Origin of the sequence: Thiosulfatimonas sediminis (assembly GCF_011398355.1) — a bacterium.
GTDB lineage: Bacteria > Pseudomonadota > Gammaproteobacteria > Thiomicrospirales > Thiomicrospiraceae > Thiomicrorhabdus > Thiomicrorhabdus sediminis_A.
The window spans coordinates 418,262-437,402 of the sequence record NZ_AP021889.1; the positions used below are offsets into that span (position 1 = coordinate 418,262).

Annotated in this window: 21 protein-coding genes; 20 read left to right on the forward strand and 1 reads right to left on the reverse strand. The window is 45.1% G+C overall.

Translation table 11 applies throughout. The features are described 5' to 3' along the window. Positions 1–334: 334 nt before the first annotated feature. The 18 genes from HRR27_RS01910 (at position 335) to HRR27_RS01995 (ending at position 15,365) form a co-directional block, all read left to right on the forward strand. The gene (locus HRR27_RS01910; protein ID WP_173270074.1) at positions 335–535 is read left to right on the forward strand and encodes a hypothetical protein; all 201 of its coding nucleotides are present in this window, start codon (positions 335–337) and stop codon (positions 533–535) included. Positions 536–537: 2 nt separating this feature from the next. Next, positions 538–1,167, forward strand: coding sequence for a hypothetical protein (locus tag HRR27_RS01915; RefSeq protein WP_173270077.1), 630 nt, complete (start codon positions 538–540; stop codon positions 1,165–1,167). 528 nt (positions 1,168–1,695) lie between these two features. Further along, positions 1,696–2,142, forward strand: coding sequence for a helix-turn-helix domain-containing protein (locus tag HRR27_RS01920; RefSeq protein WP_173270080.1), 447 nt, complete (start codon positions 1,696–1,698; stop codon positions 2,140–2,142). A 282-nt stretch (positions 2,143–2,424) separates the two neighbouring features. Beyond that, the gene (locus tag HRR27_RS01925; RefSeq protein ID WP_173270084.1) at positions 2,425–3,360 is read left to right on the forward strand and encodes a hypothetical protein; all 936 of its coding nucleotides are present in this window, start codon (positions 2,425–2,427) and stop codon (positions 3,358–3,360) included. Between the two features lie 157 nt (positions 3,361–3,517). Continuing rightward, positions 3,518–3,802 carry a helix-turn-helix transcriptional regulator gene (locus HRR27_RS01930; RefSeq protein WP_173270088.1) on the forward strand — a complete coding sequence of 95 codons (285 nt, stop codon included), beginning with the start codon at positions 3,518–3,520 and terminating at the stop codon, positions 3,800–3,802. Next, positions 3,802–4,398 carry a hypothetical protein gene (locus tag HRR27_RS01935; RefSeq protein WP_173270092.1) on the forward strand — a complete coding sequence of 199 codons (597 nt, stop codon included), beginning with the start codon at positions 3,802–3,804 and terminating at the stop codon, positions 4,396–4,398. The genes HRR27_RS01930 and HRR27_RS01935 overlap by 1 nt, the downstream gene beginning before the upstream one ends. Next, on the forward strand, positions 4,398–4,754 hold the full coding sequence (locus tag HRR27_RS01940) for a hypothetical protein (RefSeq protein WP_173270095.1): 357 nt from the start codon (positions 4,398–4,400) through the stop codon (positions 4,752–4,754). Before HRR27_RS01935 ends, HRR27_RS01940 begins: the two co-directional genes overlap by 1 nt. Then, entirely contained in the window at positions 4,754–5,035 is a 282-nt protein-coding gene (locus HRR27_RS01945; RefSeq protein WP_173270099.1) for a hypothetical protein, read from the forward strand. The genes HRR27_RS01940 and HRR27_RS01945 overlap by 1 nt, the downstream gene beginning before the upstream one ends. Continuing rightward, positions 5,028–5,288, forward strand: a complete 261-nt coding sequence (locus HRR27_RS01950; protein WP_173270102.1) for a hypothetical protein — start codon at positions 5,028–5,030, stop codon at positions 5,286–5,288. The genes HRR27_RS01945 and HRR27_RS01950 overlap by 8 nt, the downstream gene beginning before the upstream one ends. Before the next feature lie 10 nt (positions 5,289–5,298). Further along, complete coding sequence (locus HRR27_RS01955; protein WP_173270105.1) at positions 5,299–5,664, forward strand: hypothetical protein; 366 nt, start codon at positions 5,299–5,301, stop codon at positions 5,662–5,664. A 10-nt stretch (positions 5,665–5,674) separates the two neighbouring features. Beyond that, complete coding sequence (locus HRR27_RS01960) at positions 5,675–6,766, forward strand: PriCT-2 domain-containing protein (protein WP_173270109.1); 1,092 nt, start codon at positions 5,675–5,677, stop codon at positions 6,764–6,766. Further along, the gene (locus HRR27_RS01965; protein ID WP_173270113.1) at positions 6,763–7,071 is read left to right on the forward strand and encodes a DUF927 domain-containing protein; all 309 of its coding nucleotides are present in this window, start codon (positions 6,763–6,765) and stop codon (positions 7,069–7,071) included. Before HRR27_RS01960 ends, HRR27_RS01965 begins: the two co-directional genes overlap by 4 nt. A 64-nt stretch (positions 7,072–7,135) precedes the next feature. Then, positions 7,136–8,298 (forward strand): IS3 family transposase gene (locus HRR27_RS01970; RefSeq protein ID WP_173269189.1). Its coding sequence is split into 2 segments (ribosomal slippage): positions 7,136–7,412 and positions 7,412–8,298, totalling 1,164 coding nucleotides; the frame shifts between segments, so codons are not numbered across the junction. Continuing rightward, positions 8,295–9,845, forward strand: a complete 1,551-nt coding sequence (locus tag HRR27_RS01975) for a DUF927 domain-containing protein (protein WP_173270117.1) — start codon at positions 8,295–8,297, stop codon at positions 9,843–9,845. The genes HRR27_RS01970 and HRR27_RS01975 overlap by 4 nt, the downstream gene beginning before the upstream one ends. 167 nt (positions 9,846–10,012) lie before the next feature. Beyond that, positions 10,013–10,312 (forward strand): IS66 family insertion sequence element accessory protein TnpA, encoded by a 300-nt coding sequence (tnpA, locus tag HRR27_RS01980; RefSeq protein WP_173270121.1) that lies wholly within the window; start codon positions 10,013–10,015, stop codon positions 10,310–10,312. Beyond that, positions 10,305–10,661, forward strand: a complete 357-nt coding sequence (gene tnpB, locus HRR27_RS01985) for an IS66 family insertion sequence element accessory protein TnpB (RefSeq protein ID WP_173270126.1) — start codon at positions 10,305–10,307, stop codon at positions 10,659–10,661. The genes tnpA and tnpB overlap by 8 nt, the downstream gene beginning before the upstream one ends. 20 nt (positions 10,662–10,681) lie before the next feature. Continuing rightward, positions 10,682–12,247 (forward strand): IS66 family transposase, encoded by a 1,566-nt coding sequence (tnpC, locus tag HRR27_RS01990; protein WP_173270129.1) that lies wholly within the window; start codon positions 10,682–10,684, stop codon positions 12,245–12,247. Between the two features lie 2,011 nt (positions 12,248–14,258). Then, positions 14,259–15,365, forward strand: coding sequence for a Fic family protein (locus HRR27_RS01995; RefSeq protein WP_173270132.1), 1,107 nt, complete (start codon positions 14,259–14,261; stop codon positions 15,363–15,365). 365 nt (positions 15,366–15,730) lie between these two features. Here the strand turns inward: HRR27_RS01995 and HRR27_RS02000 are convergent. Beyond that, a protein-coding gene (locus tag HRR27_RS02000) for an IS3 family transposase (protein ID WP_173270135.1) occupies positions 15,731–16,893 on the reverse strand; the annotation gives its coding sequence in 2 pieces (ribosomal slippage) (positions 15,731–16,617 and positions 16,617–16,893; 1,164 coding nt in all). Positions 16,894–17,054: 161 nt separating this feature from the next. Here HRR27_RS02000 and HRR27_RS02005 point away from each other — a divergent pair. Together HRR27_RS02005 and HRR27_RS02010 are read left to right on the forward strand one after the other, a co-directional pair. Further along, the gene (locus HRR27_RS02005) at positions 17,055–17,234 is read left to right on the forward strand and encodes a hypothetical protein (RefSeq protein ID WP_173270139.1); all 180 of its coding nucleotides are present in this window, start codon (positions 17,055–17,057) and stop codon (positions 17,232–17,234) included. A 635-nt stretch (positions 17,235–17,869) separates the two neighbouring features. Further along, the gene (locus tag HRR27_RS02010; RefSeq protein ID WP_173270142.1) at positions 17,870–19,141 is read left to right on the forward strand and encodes an ABC transporter substrate-binding protein; all 1,272 of its coding nucleotides are present in this window, start codon (positions 17,870–17,872) and stop codon (positions 19,139–19,141) included.

Below are 19,141 nucleotides of genomic sequence, written 5' to 3' on the forward strand. Positions count from 1 at the left end.
ATCTGCATTGATGTTTTCGCGTGGGAACTGTGGGAACCGTGGGAACCAAACGCAGTGGCGGGGCTTGTAGCGGTTCCCACACAAAAAACCTGAGTGGGAACCGTGGGAACTTTTCGGGTTTTTTGCTAAGAATACAGCGCGTTTTTTAAACGGTAATACGTTATGTTAAATTCACGGCCGCCCCCTCCAAGGAAAAACAGGGTAAAACGCGGGGCAGTTTAAGTATAAGTAGAGTTTATTAGAATGGGCTTTGTTATGCCGTGCAACTTGTGTATAGAGTTCTCTTGCGGTGTAATATAGTATATTAAAGCGATTAGTCACTAAGGGGGCGTGTATGCTATCTATTGCAGAATTAACCAAACGAGTTCAAGAGCAGGCAAAGCCGCGTACTCATGAGGAGCGTGTTCGCCTTTTGAAAAAGTCGCGTATCTTGAATGAGGATGGGACTGTAAATAAGTTCTTTACCACGATTCAGCCAATCGAAGGCCACCGCCGTTCTGTTCAAACCCGATTGACTGGATGCACTGAGAATTAAGCGTGCAACCAAGTTTATACAATTCTAAACCCTCCATTATTTACGGCTTCCACGGTACAGATAAGGAAGCCGGCCTAAAAATCCTAAATCAAGAAGCTCAATTCTTACATAGCAATAATTCTTATGATTGGCTAGGCCAAGGCGTTTATTTCTGGGAGAACAACCTAGAACGAGCGCGGCAATATGCCGAGCAGGACAGCAAGCGCGAAAATTCAAGAATCAAAGAGCCGTTTGTTTTGGGGGCGGTAATCGAGTTAGGGAACTGCCTAGACCTGCTAGATCAGCAATATATCGACTTCATTAGATTAGCCTATAATCGTTTAAAAGACATAATGAAGGCAGAGTGTGAAACCATGCCGACTAATGGCCAGTTCGGGCCAAATGATTTTGATTTTAGAAAGCGTGAATTAGATTGCGCGGTAATTCGTTATGCCTGTACTCTCGCTGAGGAAGCAGGACAACCATTTGATTCTGTAAGGGCGGCTTTTATTGAAGGTGATGAAGTGTATGAAGGGGCCAAGTTCTCCACCGGTAATCATATTCAAATAGCGGTTATTAATCCCGATTGCATAAAAGGGATATTCTTACCAAGGGAAGCGGGGCAACAGCCAGTATTTGCAGAAGAAAAATAACCAGATCACCGGCCCGAGGTGGTCGGTTCTAATAAGGTGTTACGTTATGTTAAATTGAGCCGAATTTGCCCGCCTTGCCTTATGGATTTTGCGCCCCCGATTGTGGGGCGTTTGTGTTTCTAGCTATTGCTTTTCTTCTTATTTGCTATCAAAATGATAGCTATCAAATTGATAGGCGTAAACCGTGACCGAAAAGAAAACCGTTATAGAGTTCCCGCTTTCTGTGAAATCGGCTAAGACGATTATTCAAGACTTGGCTGAGCACCATAGCAGTAGCATTAAATTAAGTAGCCATTGCCGCCAACGAATGCGGGAACGCGGGGTAACTATCAGGCAGATATTTCAAGTGCTCAAATGCCCACATAGCCAAATGACAGAGTAACCGCACCAAACGGCCGCGGGGAGTTGGAAATTTAATTTAAAAGGCTTTGCTAGTGGTGACAGGGTAGAGGTAGTTATAGACCTGAAAAACAGCGAATACGACCCAAGCGCCTATCTGGTAACCGTCATTATTAAGGAGTTTTAACCATGTACCACTATACAGACAGCGGCCTAGATAACATCTACTTGGAGAATGGTTATCAGCTTGAAAACATGGATGATGAAGAGTATTTAAGCATTCACCATATGGATGAATTGCACGCGGCGATTGGCGGGCTATTGGTTGAAAAAAGCGCCCCCTTAACCGCTAATGAGTTCCGTTACCTAAGAACGGAGTTAAACCTTTCTCAAAAGGCGCTTGGGGGTGTATTGGGTGTCGATAGCCAAACCGTGGCCCGTTGGGAAAAAGCAGAAACACAAATCCCGCGCACTAGCGATGTCGTGCTAAGGGCGTATTTCTTGGAGTCGCAGAACCAAACAAGTTCGATTGCTTATCTTTTAAAGATGCTTTCGGAAAGTGAAGCCATGCAAGAGGCCGAACAGATCACCCTAGAAGAAATTAACGACCATTGGCAAGCCAAGCGAACCGCCTAACCGAGTAGATCAGCGCCCCCGATTGTGGGGCGTTGTTGTTTCTGGGGGTGGGGTTTATGTTTTGGCCACGGTTCCCGAAAAGCGGCCGCCTGTAATCGCCACCACGCCACGAACTGGAACCGGTTAGGGTATTATTGGCCAAGGTCGGCCGGTTCGCCCCCTCTCAAGTAAAGCCCGCTGTAATTTCCCGCTATCTCTATCGAAGTGATAACATTCCTATAGAGCGCAATAGACGCGATAACACAAGAAACCCGCCACCAATAGGCGGGGCATGGCTTAAATTTGATAAAACCGACTAAAGCTAAACAGGCGCTTTTATTGGCGGAGTTTTGGTTTTGGTGGTTGGAGGCTTCAATTTTGATTGAACTAAATCAAAAAAGTAGTTGCGAAAGAAGACGTGAGGAAGCGGATAGAGAGTTCCAGTTGTATGAAAAACTTGGAGCATGTAATACGTTTTCTGAGTTGGTTGGTGCAATTGGGTTTGATCTGGATAAATATAAAAATTTAGAATTAACACCAAAAGATTTAGCAGAAAACTTAGAGTTAAGAGGGTGGCTTTTAAATAGATTACATCATGAAGATGCCGGTTATATGATTCCGTTTAACGATCAATCAGAACAAAGAAAAGCTGAAATGATTGTTTGCCACTTTGAAAGCCCCATTACTTTTGATAGCCGGTCACATTGGCAAAGCTCTACTCCCGTTTTAAAACTTAATACCAGTTTTTCTGAAATATCACCAACACCTAATGGAAAGGTTTTTAAAGTCTCATCAGATAGTAATGATTACTCCGTGCCTGAAAGACTTTTTCTTGGTATTAATCCTTATGCATCTAAGTCATTGATAATAGAGCAAATAGAGTTGTTCATTGAGAAGCAAAGGGAAGAGTTGAGAAGTAAATTCCCAAAATTTGAAAATAGGCAAAATAGGTCAATGGATGACCAATCCAAAGCTACCAGTGAGGTTTTATCAAAGAAGGTATTACAGGCTTTGGATTTGTGGATTTTGTGGGCTTATGCTGATTTGTTTTCTTTTGAAGTGGCATATCATCAAGGATACATAAGGCCAAGCGACCAAGTTTTTCATAACCGTTTAGAAATTTTAGAAATCTTGTTTGAAGACTTTGAAGAACTCCCGAGTAGGCCAAAAAATTGGGAGGTTTTTTTTCAAGATTGCTTAAACATTGAATTTATCAAATGGTTAAGGGCTAATGAATAAATACAGAACTGAGTTGTTGCAATGCAACCGACATAAAAAACATTTTTTGTGTCATTCCGTTTAACCTGATTAATTTTTAACAATACCCCTCAAGAGCCGCGCATACACAAGTTGCACGGCTCTACTTTCGATAACCCCGAAATAGAGAGGTATTGCTATGAATGCAACCCCACGAACTCAAGCGGCTAATGTGGTGCCGATTACCGGCCCAAGCCCTGAGAACCATCAACCCGCCCCCGAGTTGCCACCGTTTGGCAAGCTTATCCGAATTACTGAGGTGAGCCAGATCACCACGCTAAGTAAGTCGCAAATCTATAAGCTAGTCCGTTCCGGCAAATTCCCACCGCCTATTAAGCTATCTGAAAACACCAGTGTTTGGGATAGTACAGCCGTTTACCAGTTTATTGATGACCGCAAGAAAGCGGCACAAGGGGGCGAATAATGGCCACCTATCTACTGGAAAGCTTGCACCCGCGCCCGAAAGCCGCTAGCATTACAAGCCTAACTAAAAACAGTAACACGCAATGCCATGCGTCTAACTTGGCTTTTTTTGTGCCCAAAATCCGCGCTATTCTCAGTGCTATGGGTATGGAAAACCGTAACCGTATTTCAAAATATGGTCGGGTTAAAGGACGAATAAAAGACCTTTTCGAAGGGAATAAGTCCAGTCGTGTTACTGCGATTAGTGATACCCGACCGCCTGCAACTAAAACAGGCGGAAACACTAAAACAGTAACGGAGGCCTATCACATGGCTAATTCATCTTTTACCCGCGAAACCGTGGGGCAATTCTCGTTTTCTATTAATCTGCCTGAAAACAGCTTTATTAAGCGGTTTATTGCCGTGTCGTTGGCCGGTGCTTGGTCCTTGTCTATTGAGACCGAAAGCGGGCAAATTGCCACGATTCAAAACCATGCCACCAAATCCCCGCGCTACTTTGAAACACTGGATAGCCTAGCCATTTGGTTAGCTTCTCAAGGTGTGCCACAAATGCAGGTCATGCTACCGAATGCGGTAACGGTAGGAGGGGCTGAGTAATGAAAACAGTAATTACACAACTTAGCGCCCTTGGCTTTAATCAAGCCTGCCAGAAGATCAGAGAGGGTAAAGCGACCATTGAAGAAGTGGACCAACTCGACAATCTTACAGCTACGTTATTCGATGAAGTCGAAAACGCTTTAATTAGTATGCAATCCCATGCAAGCGCCTTTCAGTCTGCTTGTGAAGAGAATGAAGGCGGATTGTTTAACCCTGCCCGTGATGGTTTGAATTTTGGTATCTGGCTAGAGAATCAAGCCGCCACGATGCAAGAAATGCTCTTTATGGCGAACGAGGCGCGCGCTTTGGTTGATCGCTTTAATTTGGAGTTTAAAGAAAGCGGGGGTGTTAAGTAATGGATAAGCAAACCAAGATTTTGAATCACCTGCAACAGTTCTTTTTCAACAGCCGCGACCCGTTAAAAGGGTTCTTTACCTTGTCGGATAAAGGTACAACATACCGCGCTTGGGATTTTGTTTGCACGCCTGATAAGTCAGTCGCTAAAAACCGAGCTACCCGAGAAAAAGTTGAGTTTACGAGTCTTAATGCGGTGGCTGAATGGGCGGCCGGAATGGATTTTGAAGGGGCGTTTATTTCCTTTGATAAGCAAAGAAAGGAGGGCGCAACCGATGAATAACGCGATTAAGTTCAATATGCGCCAAGTGCTATTACGCGAGTTTGGCGGCTATGAAATCAAGCGTATGCCTCCGATTGTATTTGATAACCGGTGGCGTTCGTTTAATGCGGTCCGCGATGGTCAAACCGCGCGCTTTATTGTGCTAATGGATGCTGAGAGAAAAGTTTGTGTTATCCAACAGGCCAAGGGCGGCAAGGTGCATAAGTTTTCTTATGCCAATATGAGCGATAAGCAGGGGGTGATTAATGGGTAAGCAAGCCGAAATGAAACCAAATTTAGCAACGATGACTGCGGCATTTATTGGAACGGAATTGGCTCCTAGTGATGACCAGTTAAATACTTGTTATCGTGCCCATAAACAAGCCTTAGAGAGTGTTATTAAGGCGAATGCTATTCGCGGTTTTGTAGCTCCACAGCTATTGGAAACCTACCGAGATTTATTCTTTTATTCTGATACTGGAAATCACCTGACCTTTAACCAGAATCGACGTGATTTGATGCAAAATGCCGTGAATATTCTAGGGCACTTTGAGAAGCCACCATTTAAACCGAATAACGGAATGACTACTGCAAATCTTGAACGCTTAGCCGCGTCTGGGTTTGCTTTGGTTATGCTGTTGAATGGGTAAAGGGGGGAGTATGAGAGTAGATCACGAACCTTTAGACCTTGTTACCGTGGTTTTCATGTTGACGTATATCAGTGCGAACTGTGACCGTGAAACATGGACCCGCGTTCTCATGGCGATTAAATCCGAGTTTGGCGAAGAAGGTAAACAAGTGGCCCACGATTGGAGCGCCACAGCTGAGAGTTTTAAACAGGATGCTTTTAACGCGACTTGGAAAAGCATTAAAGCCGGTGGCGGTGTCACGATTGCTACGTTGGTGAGTATGGCCAAGGATAACGGCTTTCAATTCGCCCCCATTAGCAAAGAGGATAAGGCCCGCTTTAAGGCTGAGGAAAAACAGCGCAAGGAACAGCGTAAGCGAGAAGAAGCGGAACAGGCTAAGCAAACGGCATTGAATCAACAGGCGGCAAAATTAAATGCTTTAGAGGTGTTAAGCCGTGCGATTAGATGCAATCCTGAGCACCCATATTTGATAAAAAAAGGGGTTGCCGGAGCACCCCTAGAAAATATCTATCAAATTGGCTTAAATTTGATTATCCCAGTATATCAGTTCACCGGTGAATATCGCCAAATTAAACACCTCTATGAGCCAAATCAAGCCGCCCCCTTGTATGAGCCGTGGAACTTGCAACAGATCAGCGCCACCGGCTTTAAGTGGTTTTTAAAAGGTGGGCGCGTTAAGGGTGGCTTTTATCCGGTCCGCTTGAATGATGACTCTAACGAGTTCATTTTGTGCGAGGGTTTGGCCACGGGTTTAGCGATTGCGGGGTTTTATGAACGCTCTAGCAATGTGATTTGCGCGTTTAATGCCGGTAATCTCAAGAGCGTGGCCCTTGCCTTTAAGCGTGCTTACCCTGCCGGTGTGTTTACCATTGCGGCCGATAATGACCGCGACACGGAACGCGCCAAGGGGGTGAATGTCGGGATTGAGAAAGCTAAGTGCGCGGCCGGTGCGATTGATTGCGCTTATAACTATCCTGAGTTTGCCGAAGGTGAAGCGGGTAGCGATTGGAACGACCGCTTTTTGTTAGATCACCCGCAAGGTTTGCCAGTGCCAGAAATCGGCCGCGGGGTTGATGTTCGCACTAATGGGGGCGGCTTATGAGTGAATCGAATCTAGTGGACGGTAAGGCCAAGTTTCAGAAAGCCCAAAGCGATACGTTTTATAAGGGCGTGAATCTGGTTGAAGGTTTTGAGATTGGCGTTAATGGCCTGTTTTATAAGGACCCGAACAACGAGAACGCGGCACCGGTGCCGATATGTTCGGATTTGAAAGTATCTGCGATTACCTGCGACACGGAGGCCAATAACTGGGGCTATGTGTTGGAATTTAAGGACCGCTTAGGCCGCTTGAAAAAATGGGTAATGCCTGCGGAGTTATTGGGCGGGCGTGGTGATACCTTGCACTGAACTGGTCTAATAGCAGTGGACACTTTTATAAGAGACAATAGATGTTGTCGAACTAGGAGTGATCATGAGTCAAAAGAGAACTTATAAAACTTACACCGATGAGTTTAAAAAAGAAGCCGTCGCGTTGGTAACGGATCAAGGTTACAGTGTGGCAGAGGCGGCTGAATCCTTAGGTGTCAGAACGAATTTGATTTACAAGTGGAAAGAGAAGTTTGAAGCCCAAGCCAATGGGTCAGCACTGAGTCAGGATGAACGCGCTGAGTTGAAACAGTTGCGCGCTGAAAACAAGCGCTTAAAACTCGAAAAAGAGATCTTAAAAAAAGCTTCAGCCCTTCTGGCGCAAGACATCCGATAACGTTTTCATTCATGGATGAATTGATTCAGGAGGGCTTGCCAGTTAAGCCTGTGAGCCAAGTGTTGAAACTCAGTCGTTCAGGCTATTACGCATGGAAAAAACGACCTAAAAAGGCAATCAAGACAGAACAACTTGAACTCTATCGTACAGCCAAACAGCTCTTCAAAGAGAGCCGTGACAGTTTGGGCTCTCGTGAACTCGCCAAAGCCCTTCGTAAGGCTGGGTTTCTCGTCAGCCGAGAGAAAGCACGTCGGCTCATGAAAACACTGGGATTAGTCGTCAAACAGCGTCGAGCTTATAAAATAACGACTAAGCGTAACCTGACACATCGAGTGGCGGATAACTTGGTTAAGATGAAGTTCAATCCAAGCGCGATGAATCAAGTTTGGGCAGGCGATATTACCTACTTGAAAACACCTGAAGGTTGGCTGTATTTGAGTGTCGTAATGGACCTGTATTCTCGCCGCATTATCGGTTGGGCCGTGAGTGAACGAATGACGGTCGAACTCGTCATGCAATCCTTACAGCAAGCGTATTGGCTACGAGGGCATCCCAAAGGCGTGATTTTTCACAGTGATCGTGGTTCTCAGTACACGAGCAAACGGTTTGCCACACTACTGGCTAAGCAAAATATGACAGCCTCTATGGGCGATGTCGGAGCCTGTTGGGATAATGCCGTTGTTGAACGATTTTTTGGCAGCTTAAAACATGACTGGCTGTTTAAAGCCTATCATCCAACACGCGAGAGCATGAAAAAAGACGTAGCAGATTACATGCGTTACTACAACTTAAAAAGGCTTCATACTGCGAACGGTGATTTGACGCCGATTGAGTATGAAAATTGTAAAAACCAAGTGTCCAAAAAAGCTTGACCAGAACACACAGTACGCTTTTGAATATGGGGGTGCGTGGTCTGAATACGCCACGGGCTAAAAATCTATTCAATCAGTATGTGCAGTTTAACCCTGTGCAAGAGGTGATTACCTGTACCAACAAAACAGGGTGGAACCTAGAGAACAGCGTTTATGTATTGCCTGATCGGACCATTAGCCCGCCCGATGCAAAAGAGGTGGTTTATCAAAGTGAGATACCGGCAAACCTAGGCTATGAGCAAAAAGGCACCTTGCAGGAGTGGAAAGATAATGTAAGCGCGTTTGCGGTAGGTAATAGCCGTATCTGTTTGGCGATATGTTCGGCCTTTGCCGCGCCTCTACTTACCCTTACGGGCGACGAAGGGGGAGGATTTCATTTTCGTGGTGATAGTTCACAAGGTAAAACGCGGGCTTTATATGCGGCCGGTTCAGTTTGGGGAAGTCATCAGCGTAAACAGACGTGGCGGGCTACCAGTAACGGCCTAGAACTTACCGCTTATCAGCATAACGATAACTTGTTATTGCTTGATGAAATGAAGGAGATGCAAGCCAAAGAAATTGGGGCTACGGTTTATATGTTGGCTAATGGTGTGGCGAAAAAGCGGATGAATGAAGCAGTTCCGAGAACGTGGCGAACGTTGTTTCTCTCTACAGGAGAGCTCGATATAAATACGGCTTTAGCGTCTATAGGTGAGAAGGCCTATGCAGGCCACCATGTACGCCTAGTAGATATTGAAGCCAGATGCGGTGAGCATGGAATTTTTAATGTTTTGTTGGATGGGTTCAGCAATTCTGGAGAACAGGCAGAGGCATTGCTTCAAAACACAAATACTTATTATGGTGTTGCAGGTATTCAATTTATCGAACGGCTAATTCTCGAAAAAGAGGCTGTGCTACAGGCGATTAAAATTGCTCGAAAAGAGTTTATTGAGCGGTATTTGCCAAAGGATGCGAATAACCAGATTGGGCGCGTAATTAACCGCTTTGCTTTAGTAGCGGGTGTAGGTGAAGTGGCTACCCTTTGGGGGCTTACCGGTTGGCAACAGAACACCGCCTTTGAGTTGGTCGGAGAGTGTTTTAAGAACTGGATGTACAATCAGCCAAGTATTAGCGATTCAATCGAAGAACAGCAGGCCATAGAGCGTGTAAAAGCCTTTATTGAGAAGTTTAACGAGAGTGCTTTTTCAAGAGAGGATAACCACGAGAACCACCGGCCGAAAGTGATTAACAAATATGGTTACATCATTGACGACTTTGAGGCGAAAACAAACCTGTTTTGTTTTCAGTCGGGTTCGTTTGCTGAGGTGATACAGGGCCTTGACCGTAAAACGGTGATTAATGCGCTAACCAAGCACGGCTATATCAAGAAAGATAAACCGTACTTTTCTAAGAAACAACAGCGCACCATTAGCCCGAACACTTACACCATCAAGCGCCCTGACCTTGATAATGGTAACGCTAAAGTTTACGCGATTTACGGCACGATTCTGAATCACGGTCACCATGAGGAAGAACCCGAGCCAGAACCAACGGCCTTGCCTGCTTAATCATTCCCGTTTCATTCACCCATTGCGCCCCCATTGCGGGGCGTTTGCTTATCTTCCGTCACATAGTCTTAGCCTTGTCTATTCGTAAGCGTCAATTTACCCACATCTAAAATTCCTGAATAAAGTTCGTTATTCTTCTATGTGTTTTCAATCACAGGAGAATTTTGATGAGCAAACACGAACTTTGGGTGCAGCGCATTGCCGATTGGCAAGCCAGTGGTCTTTCACAACGAGCATTTTGCCAGCAGGAAGGCTTGGCGATTTCAACCTTTTATACCTGGCTGCGTAAGCTCCAGTCCTTAAGCAAAGAACTCGTAAAAGAACCTTCTGCCTTTTTGCCGATGGTGATTCACGATAAACCTGAACCTTCCTCAACCACCATTACCGTCAAAGCTGAAGGATTGGCATTTGAGTGTTCCGTGGTGCAACTAGCGCAATTGATTACCGAGTTGAATCGTCATGCTTAGACCCTGTCATGATGCACTCGTCTTTGTCTATCGTGATCCGGTGGATATGCGTAAATCCATTAATGGACTGGCGGCCATTGTGGAAGCTGAGCTGGGACATTCTCCCATGAATGGTGCACTGTTTGTGTTTTGCAACCGTTCTCGCGATAAGGTCAAACTCCTCTACTGGGAACGCAATGGCTTTGTACTGTGGTACAAGCGATTAGAGAAACACAAGTTCAAATGGTTAGCGCCAGTCGTCGATCAAGAGGCGGTGTCGGTCACAGGCAAACAGCTCAATCAGTTACTCGATGGCTTGGATATTTTTCAACAACCGCATGAGTCACTTTTCTATGACAACGTGAGCTAATTCGGGTATCTTACCCGCCCATGAAAACACCTCTGACTGCTCACGATTTACCCGATGATATCGAGGCCTTAAAGGCGTTGGTCGTGCAGTCTCAATCAGATATCCTTCATCAAGCAAGTCAACTTGCTCAAAAAGACCAGCACATAGATACGCTTGCCAAAGAAGTCAGTCGCCTGTCTGAATTAGTCATGTTCTTTAAGGTTCGTCAATTCTATAAAAGCAGTGAAAAACATCCGGACCAAGCCGAACTGTTTAATGAGCCTGAAGTCGAGGACAATTCGTCTTTGAGAGCGTCGAGTGATGAATCTTCGAGTGCCTCACCCAAAGCAAAATCCAACGCCGGTCGTAAACCCTTACCAAAGAATCTACCCCGTCAACGTGTTGAACATCGCTTACCGGCCGGTGAGAAATGTGACTGTGGCTCAGAGTTCAAAGAAATCGGTGAAGAAGTCTCTGAGCAATTAGAAATTATTCCTGCCAAAATCATTGTTCGTCAGCTGGTGCGTAAAAAATACGCCTGCCCATGTTGTGAGGGTTCGCTTAAGTTAGCGTCCATGCCCAAACAGCCGATTCCCAAAAGCATCGCCGGTCCTGGGTTACTTGCCTACATTGCCACCGCGAAATACCAAGATGGCGTACCGCTGTATCGTCAAGAAAAAGCCTTTGAACGTTTAGAGGTCGAACTGTCACGCCAAACAATGGCCAACTGGATGATTAAGGGTGCCCAACTCTGCCAGCCGCTGTACAACCTGATGCAAGATTCTCTGCTGGACAGTGGCTATGTGCACATGGATGAAACGCGTGTGCAAGTGTTGAATGAGGTGGGGAAAACCGCAGAGAGCCACAGTTACATGTGGGTACGCAAGACGGGTGATCAAAAACATCCAGTGGTGTTATTCGACTATGCACCGGATCGCACCACACAAACCGCCATGAATTTATTGCCTGAGTTTAAAGGCTTCCTACAAACCGATGACTATGCGGGTTATCACAAAATCGGTGCAACGGAACAGATTACCCATCTAGGTTGTTGGGCCCATGCCCGACGCAAGTTTATGGATGCCAAAAAAGTACTGCCTAAGAATAAAACCGGCAAGGCGGACATCGCACTCAATCTCATTCAAAAGCTCTATCAAATTGAACAACACATCAAAGACCAACCACCAAATAAACGACTCGAGATCCGGCAAACCGAAAGCCGGCGGGTTTTAGAACAGCTCAAAACGTGGTTGGATAAAAGCCTCAACAGCACCGTGCCCAAAAGCAAACTCGGTGAGGCCTTGAGCTATCTGGCAAAAAACTGGGAAAAACTCAACGTCTACACGACGGATGGACGACTGAATATCGACAACAACCCGGTTGAGAATGCGATTCGCCCCTTCGCGATCGGACGCAAGAACTGGCTCTTTAGCCAATCGGTTAAAGGCGCCAAAGCCAGTGCGATGCTGTACAGCTTGATTGAAACCGCCAAAGCCAACGGACTCGAACCCCAAGCCTATCTCACCGATCTTTTCCGAAACCTCCCCAACTGCGACACCCTCGAGCAGTTCGAAGCACTTCTGCCGTGGAATCACACCGCATACTAGAAAACTAGGGTGTGGGTAAATTGCCGCTTACGTCTATTCAACACGTCACACGGCCGCTACAGTGCGCCCGCCTTGCTGTGCTCCGTAAAAACCCCGCTTGGCCTTTTGGCCATAAAGAAACACCCCGCGCGATTTTTAGAGGGTCCCTGCAACAAATTACCCTATGCGGGTGCGTAGAGGCGCGGAAAAGCGCTAGGTAGGCTATAAAAAACATAGGCAACCGCAACAGCTTCACCGGATTGGTGCAGGCGTGCCGGTGCTTTGCCCAAGTGTGGGCCGTTATCCTTTGGTGATAGGTAAAATTTATCAAAGGGGGCGCGGTGGCCGGTGCGGTGGTTGGGTTGCCAGTGATTGAGTAATAACGGTTACATGATTCAAAAAACAGTAAACGTGTAGTTAATGCACTTTAATTTTTCGGTTTACCCCGAAAAGTTCCCACGGTTCCCACTAAGGTTTTTAGAGTGGGAACGGCTAAAGGCCGCGCCACTGCGTTTGGTTCCCACGGTTCCCACTGTTCCCACGCAAAAACATCAATGCAAATACGCACGGCACCAAATCGGTGAACCGTTCGGCTAGTTCATGATAAGTGTTATCTATTGCTAAGCGGGTTGGGTGAGAACGGTTATCGCCTATACCTTTTTTCTTTTAAATAGAAAAATTAATAAATAAAGGGAATTGGGTAACTGTGCGGACCATTCGCCAAGCGTGCAGATCACCGGCAAAAGTTGAACCCGAACCGATAACCGGCCCGCCTTTTGTTTGGTGGGTTTGGCGTGGTGGCCGGTATCGGATTTGTCGAAAATGTTTTTTGAATCTGGGAAACTTCGCCAAGCCATACCCGAGGGCCGGCTTCAAAGTCTGGAGCCGTTCGGACCTAGACCGTAGCCCTAGTCTTGCGTACACTCCGGCCAAATTTTTAGGGGGGGGTTACCGTAAAAGTGCTTATGAAAAATTACCCCAAGCTATATTTTTTAAGGGGGGGCTTTGGTTCAATGGGTCCTTGTTAGTGATTCATCATGTACGGGCAACAAGGGCGCGGTTTTTATGTAGATATGATTTTTAGTAAGGGGTCATAATTTCATATTTACCCAGTTCCCTTTATTTATTAATTTTTACTATTAAAAAATAAAAGGTATAACTGAGAATCTTTCTTGTTTGTCGTGGTGCTTAGTTGTCTGATCTTGCGGGTAGTCGGTAGCAACGATAAGCGGCACCGGCCCAAATCCGCGCGCGGGTATATCCCTTTTGGCAAAAAGCCAAGCCGGTTTTTTATTTAGTATCTAGTTAGACCAAAGTAAACAGGCGGCCGGTGTGAGCAATTAACCGGATTGCACCGGTAAAGGTTCGGCTTATCGGTGTTCGTTGCTTGATGGCGATATTTCACCCCCGTGGTTTGCATGGTTGGATTAATGTCCGGTGTTTAAGATGGGGTCCTGAATTGAGACCCGAACAACAAGGCGAAAACGTAACCATTACCCACGCTGTGGGCTAAAACCGCAAAAATGATAAAAAATAGGGGGTCACTTTGAAAAAAGCGGGTAATATTGAGGGTAATAAATGTTGATGTCTTTGTAAGTTATTGAAAATACAGTAAGTGGTTAGTACGGTGTAGCCACCACTTTTTAAAAAAGCCCGGAACGTTGTTTCGGGTTTTTTTTTGTCAAAATTCTTTCAACCCGTGATTTTAAAAGGCTTTTCTTTGTGGATTAATGAATCCATTTAAAGAAACCATATCTTATGTAATGTCATAACTCTCATACTTTCGCATAACACGACGGGGTGATTGACGGGGTGATTTTTATATCACCCCATTTGATAATTATTCTTAATTAGGTGGTTGTATGGGAATTCTTTCCGACGTCAAGATTAGAACAGTTAAGGCAACTGAGAACAGAGCTGATGAAGGTTTGTTTAAGTTTGAGTTAATACTTCCTGAGTTGAATACCTGGTTTAATCGAATCATTTTTTGATATGATTATAAGGTGTTATTAAATCAGGCTGGATGGGTAAGATGGAAGGCAAATGGGTGTGGCAGGGCGATAGATGGGCTAAGTTCGTTGTTGATAATGAGCAGGTTATGCCCTATTTGTTAAGGGCTGTTCGCAACGTCGTCCCCTTGGTTGCACTTTCTAAAGAGTTGTCGGTGGATAAATTAGCGGAATTTGAGAGTCAGATACTGCTTGATGAAACGCTCTCGACATCAAGCATCGAAAAAGAGTATTTGGATCGTGATTCCGTTCGTTCAAGTATTGCCCGTCATTTAGGTTTACCTAATGCGAAGCAGGGGGATAAGCGATATGAATCCTTTACCGAAGTCTATTTTGAATCCATTCGGACGGCAAATCAGCCTTTAACAGAAAGGCAATTGAAAAAGTGGCATGAAATGCTCTTTATTGAAAAGCCTGTGCTAAAGCCGATCACGATAGGTGATTACCGAAGTGATGAGATGGCGGTTGTTTCCGGGCATTTTGGGCGTAATGAAATTGTTCACTTTAAGGCTCCGTGTTGTCATCATGAATGTGTGATCGAATACATGAATCAGTTTTTCGAGTGGTTGAATAATGGTAAAGATTTTTCAGATTACATTCGAGCGGCCATTGCAAAGTTTTGGTTTGTTACGATTCACCCCTTTGACGATGGCAATGGTAGGTTGTCACGTATTATCGCGGAGCGATGTTTGGCAGAGGCTGATCAGACCGATATTCGTCTCTACTCCATTTCCACTGAAATCGAGCAGAGAAAGTCGGAATACTACGATATTCTGGAAGCCAGTCAAAAAGGGAGTGGCGACCTAACCGTATGGGTTGTCTGGTTTTTAAAGTGCATAGAAGCGGCGGCGAGACGAAGTCAAGTACGCCTCGAAAAGATTAAGTTTGCCACTTTGTTTTGGGACGAACATCGCCAGAAGGTATTCAATGAACGTCAGCGCAAGTTGTTGATCAGGTTATTGGAGACCAGTGATTTTGATGATGGTATTGCCAAGCGTAAATATAAGAATCTCGTTTCGACGTCAGATGCGACCGCAGCGCGTGATCTCATTGAACTAGTCGAAATGGGGGTGTTGTATTCTGAAGGCAAAGGCCGTTCGGTCAAATACTATTTGTCAGAAAAAGAATAAACTGGCATTTGTTAACCTATTTATAGGTAAAATCGAAGTAGAGTAAAATCTGTGCGTTAGTTAAAAGATTTTGCATTACAGAAGAAAATGGGGTGAATAATGGGGTGATTTAGTTTGATAGCCCTACAAGTCTTGATCCATGCGGTTGTTGAGTTTCCGGTGTAGCCACCACTTTTTAAAAAAGCCCGGAACGTTGTTTCGGGTTTTTTTTGCCTGAATTCCGTGCAGCCCCCTGTAAATAAGGGGTTCAGAGCGATTGCTTTCCTATTCTGTTCAAAACGCTAAATTTCATTCTGTGTCATTAATCTCATTCTGTTGCAGGTCAAAGTGGGGTCACGTTTTTTATTTTGGTCGCTTTGTTCTGGTCAAGCTTTTTTGGACACTGTTTTTTTACAATTTTCATACTCAATCGGCGTTAAATCACCGTTCGCAGTATGAAGCCTTTTTAAGTTGTAGTAACGCATGTAATCCGCTACGTCTTGTTTCATGCTCTCGCGTGTTGGATGATAGGCTTTAAACAGCCAGTCATGTTTTAAGCTGCCAAAAAATCGTTCAACAACGGCATTATCCCAACAGGCTCCGACATCGCCCATAGAGGCTGTCATATTTTGCTTAGCGAGTAGCGTGGCAAACCGTTTGCTCGTGTACTGAGAACCACGATCACTGTGAAAAATCACGCCTTTGGGATGCCCTCGTAGCCAATACGCTTGCTGTAAGGATTGCATGACGAGTTCGACCGTCATTCTTTCACTCACGGCCCAACCGATAATGCGGCGAGAATACAGGTCCATTACGACACTCAAATACAGCCAACCTTCAGGTGTTTTCAAGTAGGTAATATCGCCTGCCCAAACTTGATTCATCGCGCTTGGATTGAACTTCATCTTGACCAAGTTATCCGCCACTCGATGTGTCAGGTTACGCTTAGTCGTTATTTTATAAGCTCGACGCTGCTTGACGACTAATCCCAGTGTTTTCATGAGCCGACGTGCTTTCTCTCGGCTGACGGGAAACCCAGCCTTACGAAGGGCTTTGGCGAGTTCACGAGAGCCCAAACTGTCACGGCTCTCTTTGAAGAGCTGTTTGGCTGTACGATAGAGTTCAAGTTGTTCTGTCTTGATTGCCTTTTTAGGTCGTTTTTTCCATGCGTAATAGCCTGAACGACTGAGTTTCAACACTTGGCTCACAGGCTTAACTGGCAAGCCCTCCTGAATCAATTCATCCATGAATGAAAACGTTATCGGATGTCTTGCGCCAGAAGGGCTGAAGCTTTTTTTAAGATCTCTTTTTCGAGTTTTAAGCGCTTGTTTTCAGCGCGCAACTGTTTCAACTCAGCGCGTTCATCCTGACTCAGTGCTGACCCATTGGCTTGGGCTTCAAACTTCTCTTTCCACTTGTAAATCAAATTCGTTCTGACACCTAAGGATTCAGCCGCCTCAGCCACACTGTAACCTTGATCCGTTACCAACGCGACGGCTTCTTTTTTAAACTCATCGGTGTAAGTTTTATAAGTTCTCTTTTGACTCATGATCACTCCTAGTTCGACAACATCTATTGTCTCTTATAAAAGTGTCCACTGCTATTAGACCAGTTCACTTCAAAACTCTTCCTTGATCACTCCTCTTCATGTATCCAAAATGGATTTAAAAGCAATTTGCATAGCATGCGTTGGGTATTAAGTCGGATGATGTGTGTTATAAACAGGTGCATGGTCAAAGGCTATTAATCCAAAATGGACAATTGAATGCAGAGGTGATTGCTCCTATTGTTGCGGCCTTGGGTGCCGATCTGAATGCGGCAACGGAACAGAGCGGCACCAAAAAAAACCTGTATGCAAAGGTTGGCAGTTTAGTTATTGCGGATAAATAACAAATAATGGTTGCGAGTACTAATCGGATTTTTTTTGTACGGTGACAGTCGGGAAACATTGAATTTTGAATGCCTTCAGTTGTCCTTGTAAGTCATTCCGGTAGGGGTTTTGAAAAACTCAATGGCGCTGCGCTGCTTGTTTGTGACAGGTTAATGTGAAGGCAAACAATCGCCTTGTACAATCAAATTCTTCTATGCCTGATGCCATTTGGACGTGTCTTGTGTTTCCCCAACGCAAATCAAGAATAGAATTTTCGTGATTAGGCGATCGAATCCCTTTGTATCAGATTGTTTGATATAAGTTAAAAATAAGGCAATTATTTACTATGAAGTTGTGTGGTAAATTATGCTATTGGTTGCGTAATTGTGCTAGTTGGTTGGCGGAGCAAGTCCCTATTGATTTCAGTACGGTGTTGCCTGTTTTTGTCAGGTCTCGACATGATGGCAAACACCTGCCTTGCTCGGTCAAATTTTCTGAGCCTAAAGCCATTTGAACTTGCTCTGTATCTCCCCAACCCATGAGTAGGTTGGCAAAAAAAGAGTTCTGTGCTCACTTAGATAGGCGTTAAGTTAGCGCAATTAACGCATCGTTTTGGGTATTTGTTATAGGCAATCATTGTCGTGAGGGTGGGGTAGTGAATCATAATCGTCGTACATTTCTGAAGAAAGCCGCTGTTGCTTCTGCCGCTTTCAAATTTCCTGGTATTTTACACGCCGAGAATAAGTATCCTACCCTCCGCGTACTTGGCACTCACGTAACACTGCAAGAACCGATTCGTCAGCGCGCTATGAAAGAGTTGGGGATTAATATCGAGTTCTCTCCAGGTGGAAGTGCAGAAGTTTTGATGAAAGCGATTGCGGACCCGAATAGCTTTGATTTATACGAACAATGGTCTAACAGCACCAGACTATTATGGCGTTCAGATGCGATTCAGGGAATTGATATCAAGCGCCTCAAGTATTGGAATGAAATCAATGATCTTCCAAAAACCGGTATTATTCGACCCGGTGTTTCACCGGGTGCCGGCGATGTTCCAAATAAAATCCTCTATATTCAGCCTGATGGAATGCTTGGCGACCAGCCGAGTAATCAAGTTAGCTTTATGCCTTATGTTCACAATGTAGATTCATTTGGTTACAACACGCAGAAAATTCCGCTAGGGATTCCTTACGAGACTGAGAGCTGGGGCTGGTTACTTGATGAGCGTTACAAAGGCAAAGTGGCGCTCGTAAATGAGCCGACCATCGGGATTTTTGATGCGGCGCTGGCTGCTGAGGCAAAGGGTTTGATGCATTTCAACGACATTGGCAACATGAGCCGTGTTGAAATTGATGAGCTGTTTAGGATTCTTTTCAGTTTAAAGCAGTCAGGGCATTTCAGAGGTTTGTGGAACTCAACGCCGCACTCGATTGAGCTGATGAAAAATGGTTCTGTCGACATTGAAAGTATGTTTTCTCCAGCCGTGGCGGCACTGAATGGAAAGGGTATCCCGTGTGTCTATGCCGCGCCAAAAGAGGGATACCGCGCTTGGTACGGAGTGATGAGTCTTTCAAGCAAATCTGAAGGTGAACAAAAAGACGCGGCATATGAGTACATGAATTGGTGGCTTTCTGGTTGGCCAGGTGCATTCATTGCTCGACAGGGGTACTACATTTCTAATCCTGAGCGTTCACGCCAATTTATGGAAAAAGAAGAATGGGATTACTGGTACGAAGGAAAGCCTGCTGCAACATCTCTAATCGGAACAGATGGCAGCTTTGTGGTAAGTAAAGGCGATGTTCGTACAGGCGGTTCCTATATCAACCGTTTTAGCCATATTGCCGTTTGGAACACCGTTATGCCAAACTTTGAATATTCGCTACGGAAATGGAGTGAGTTTGTCAATATTAAAGCTAAGGTAAGCTAA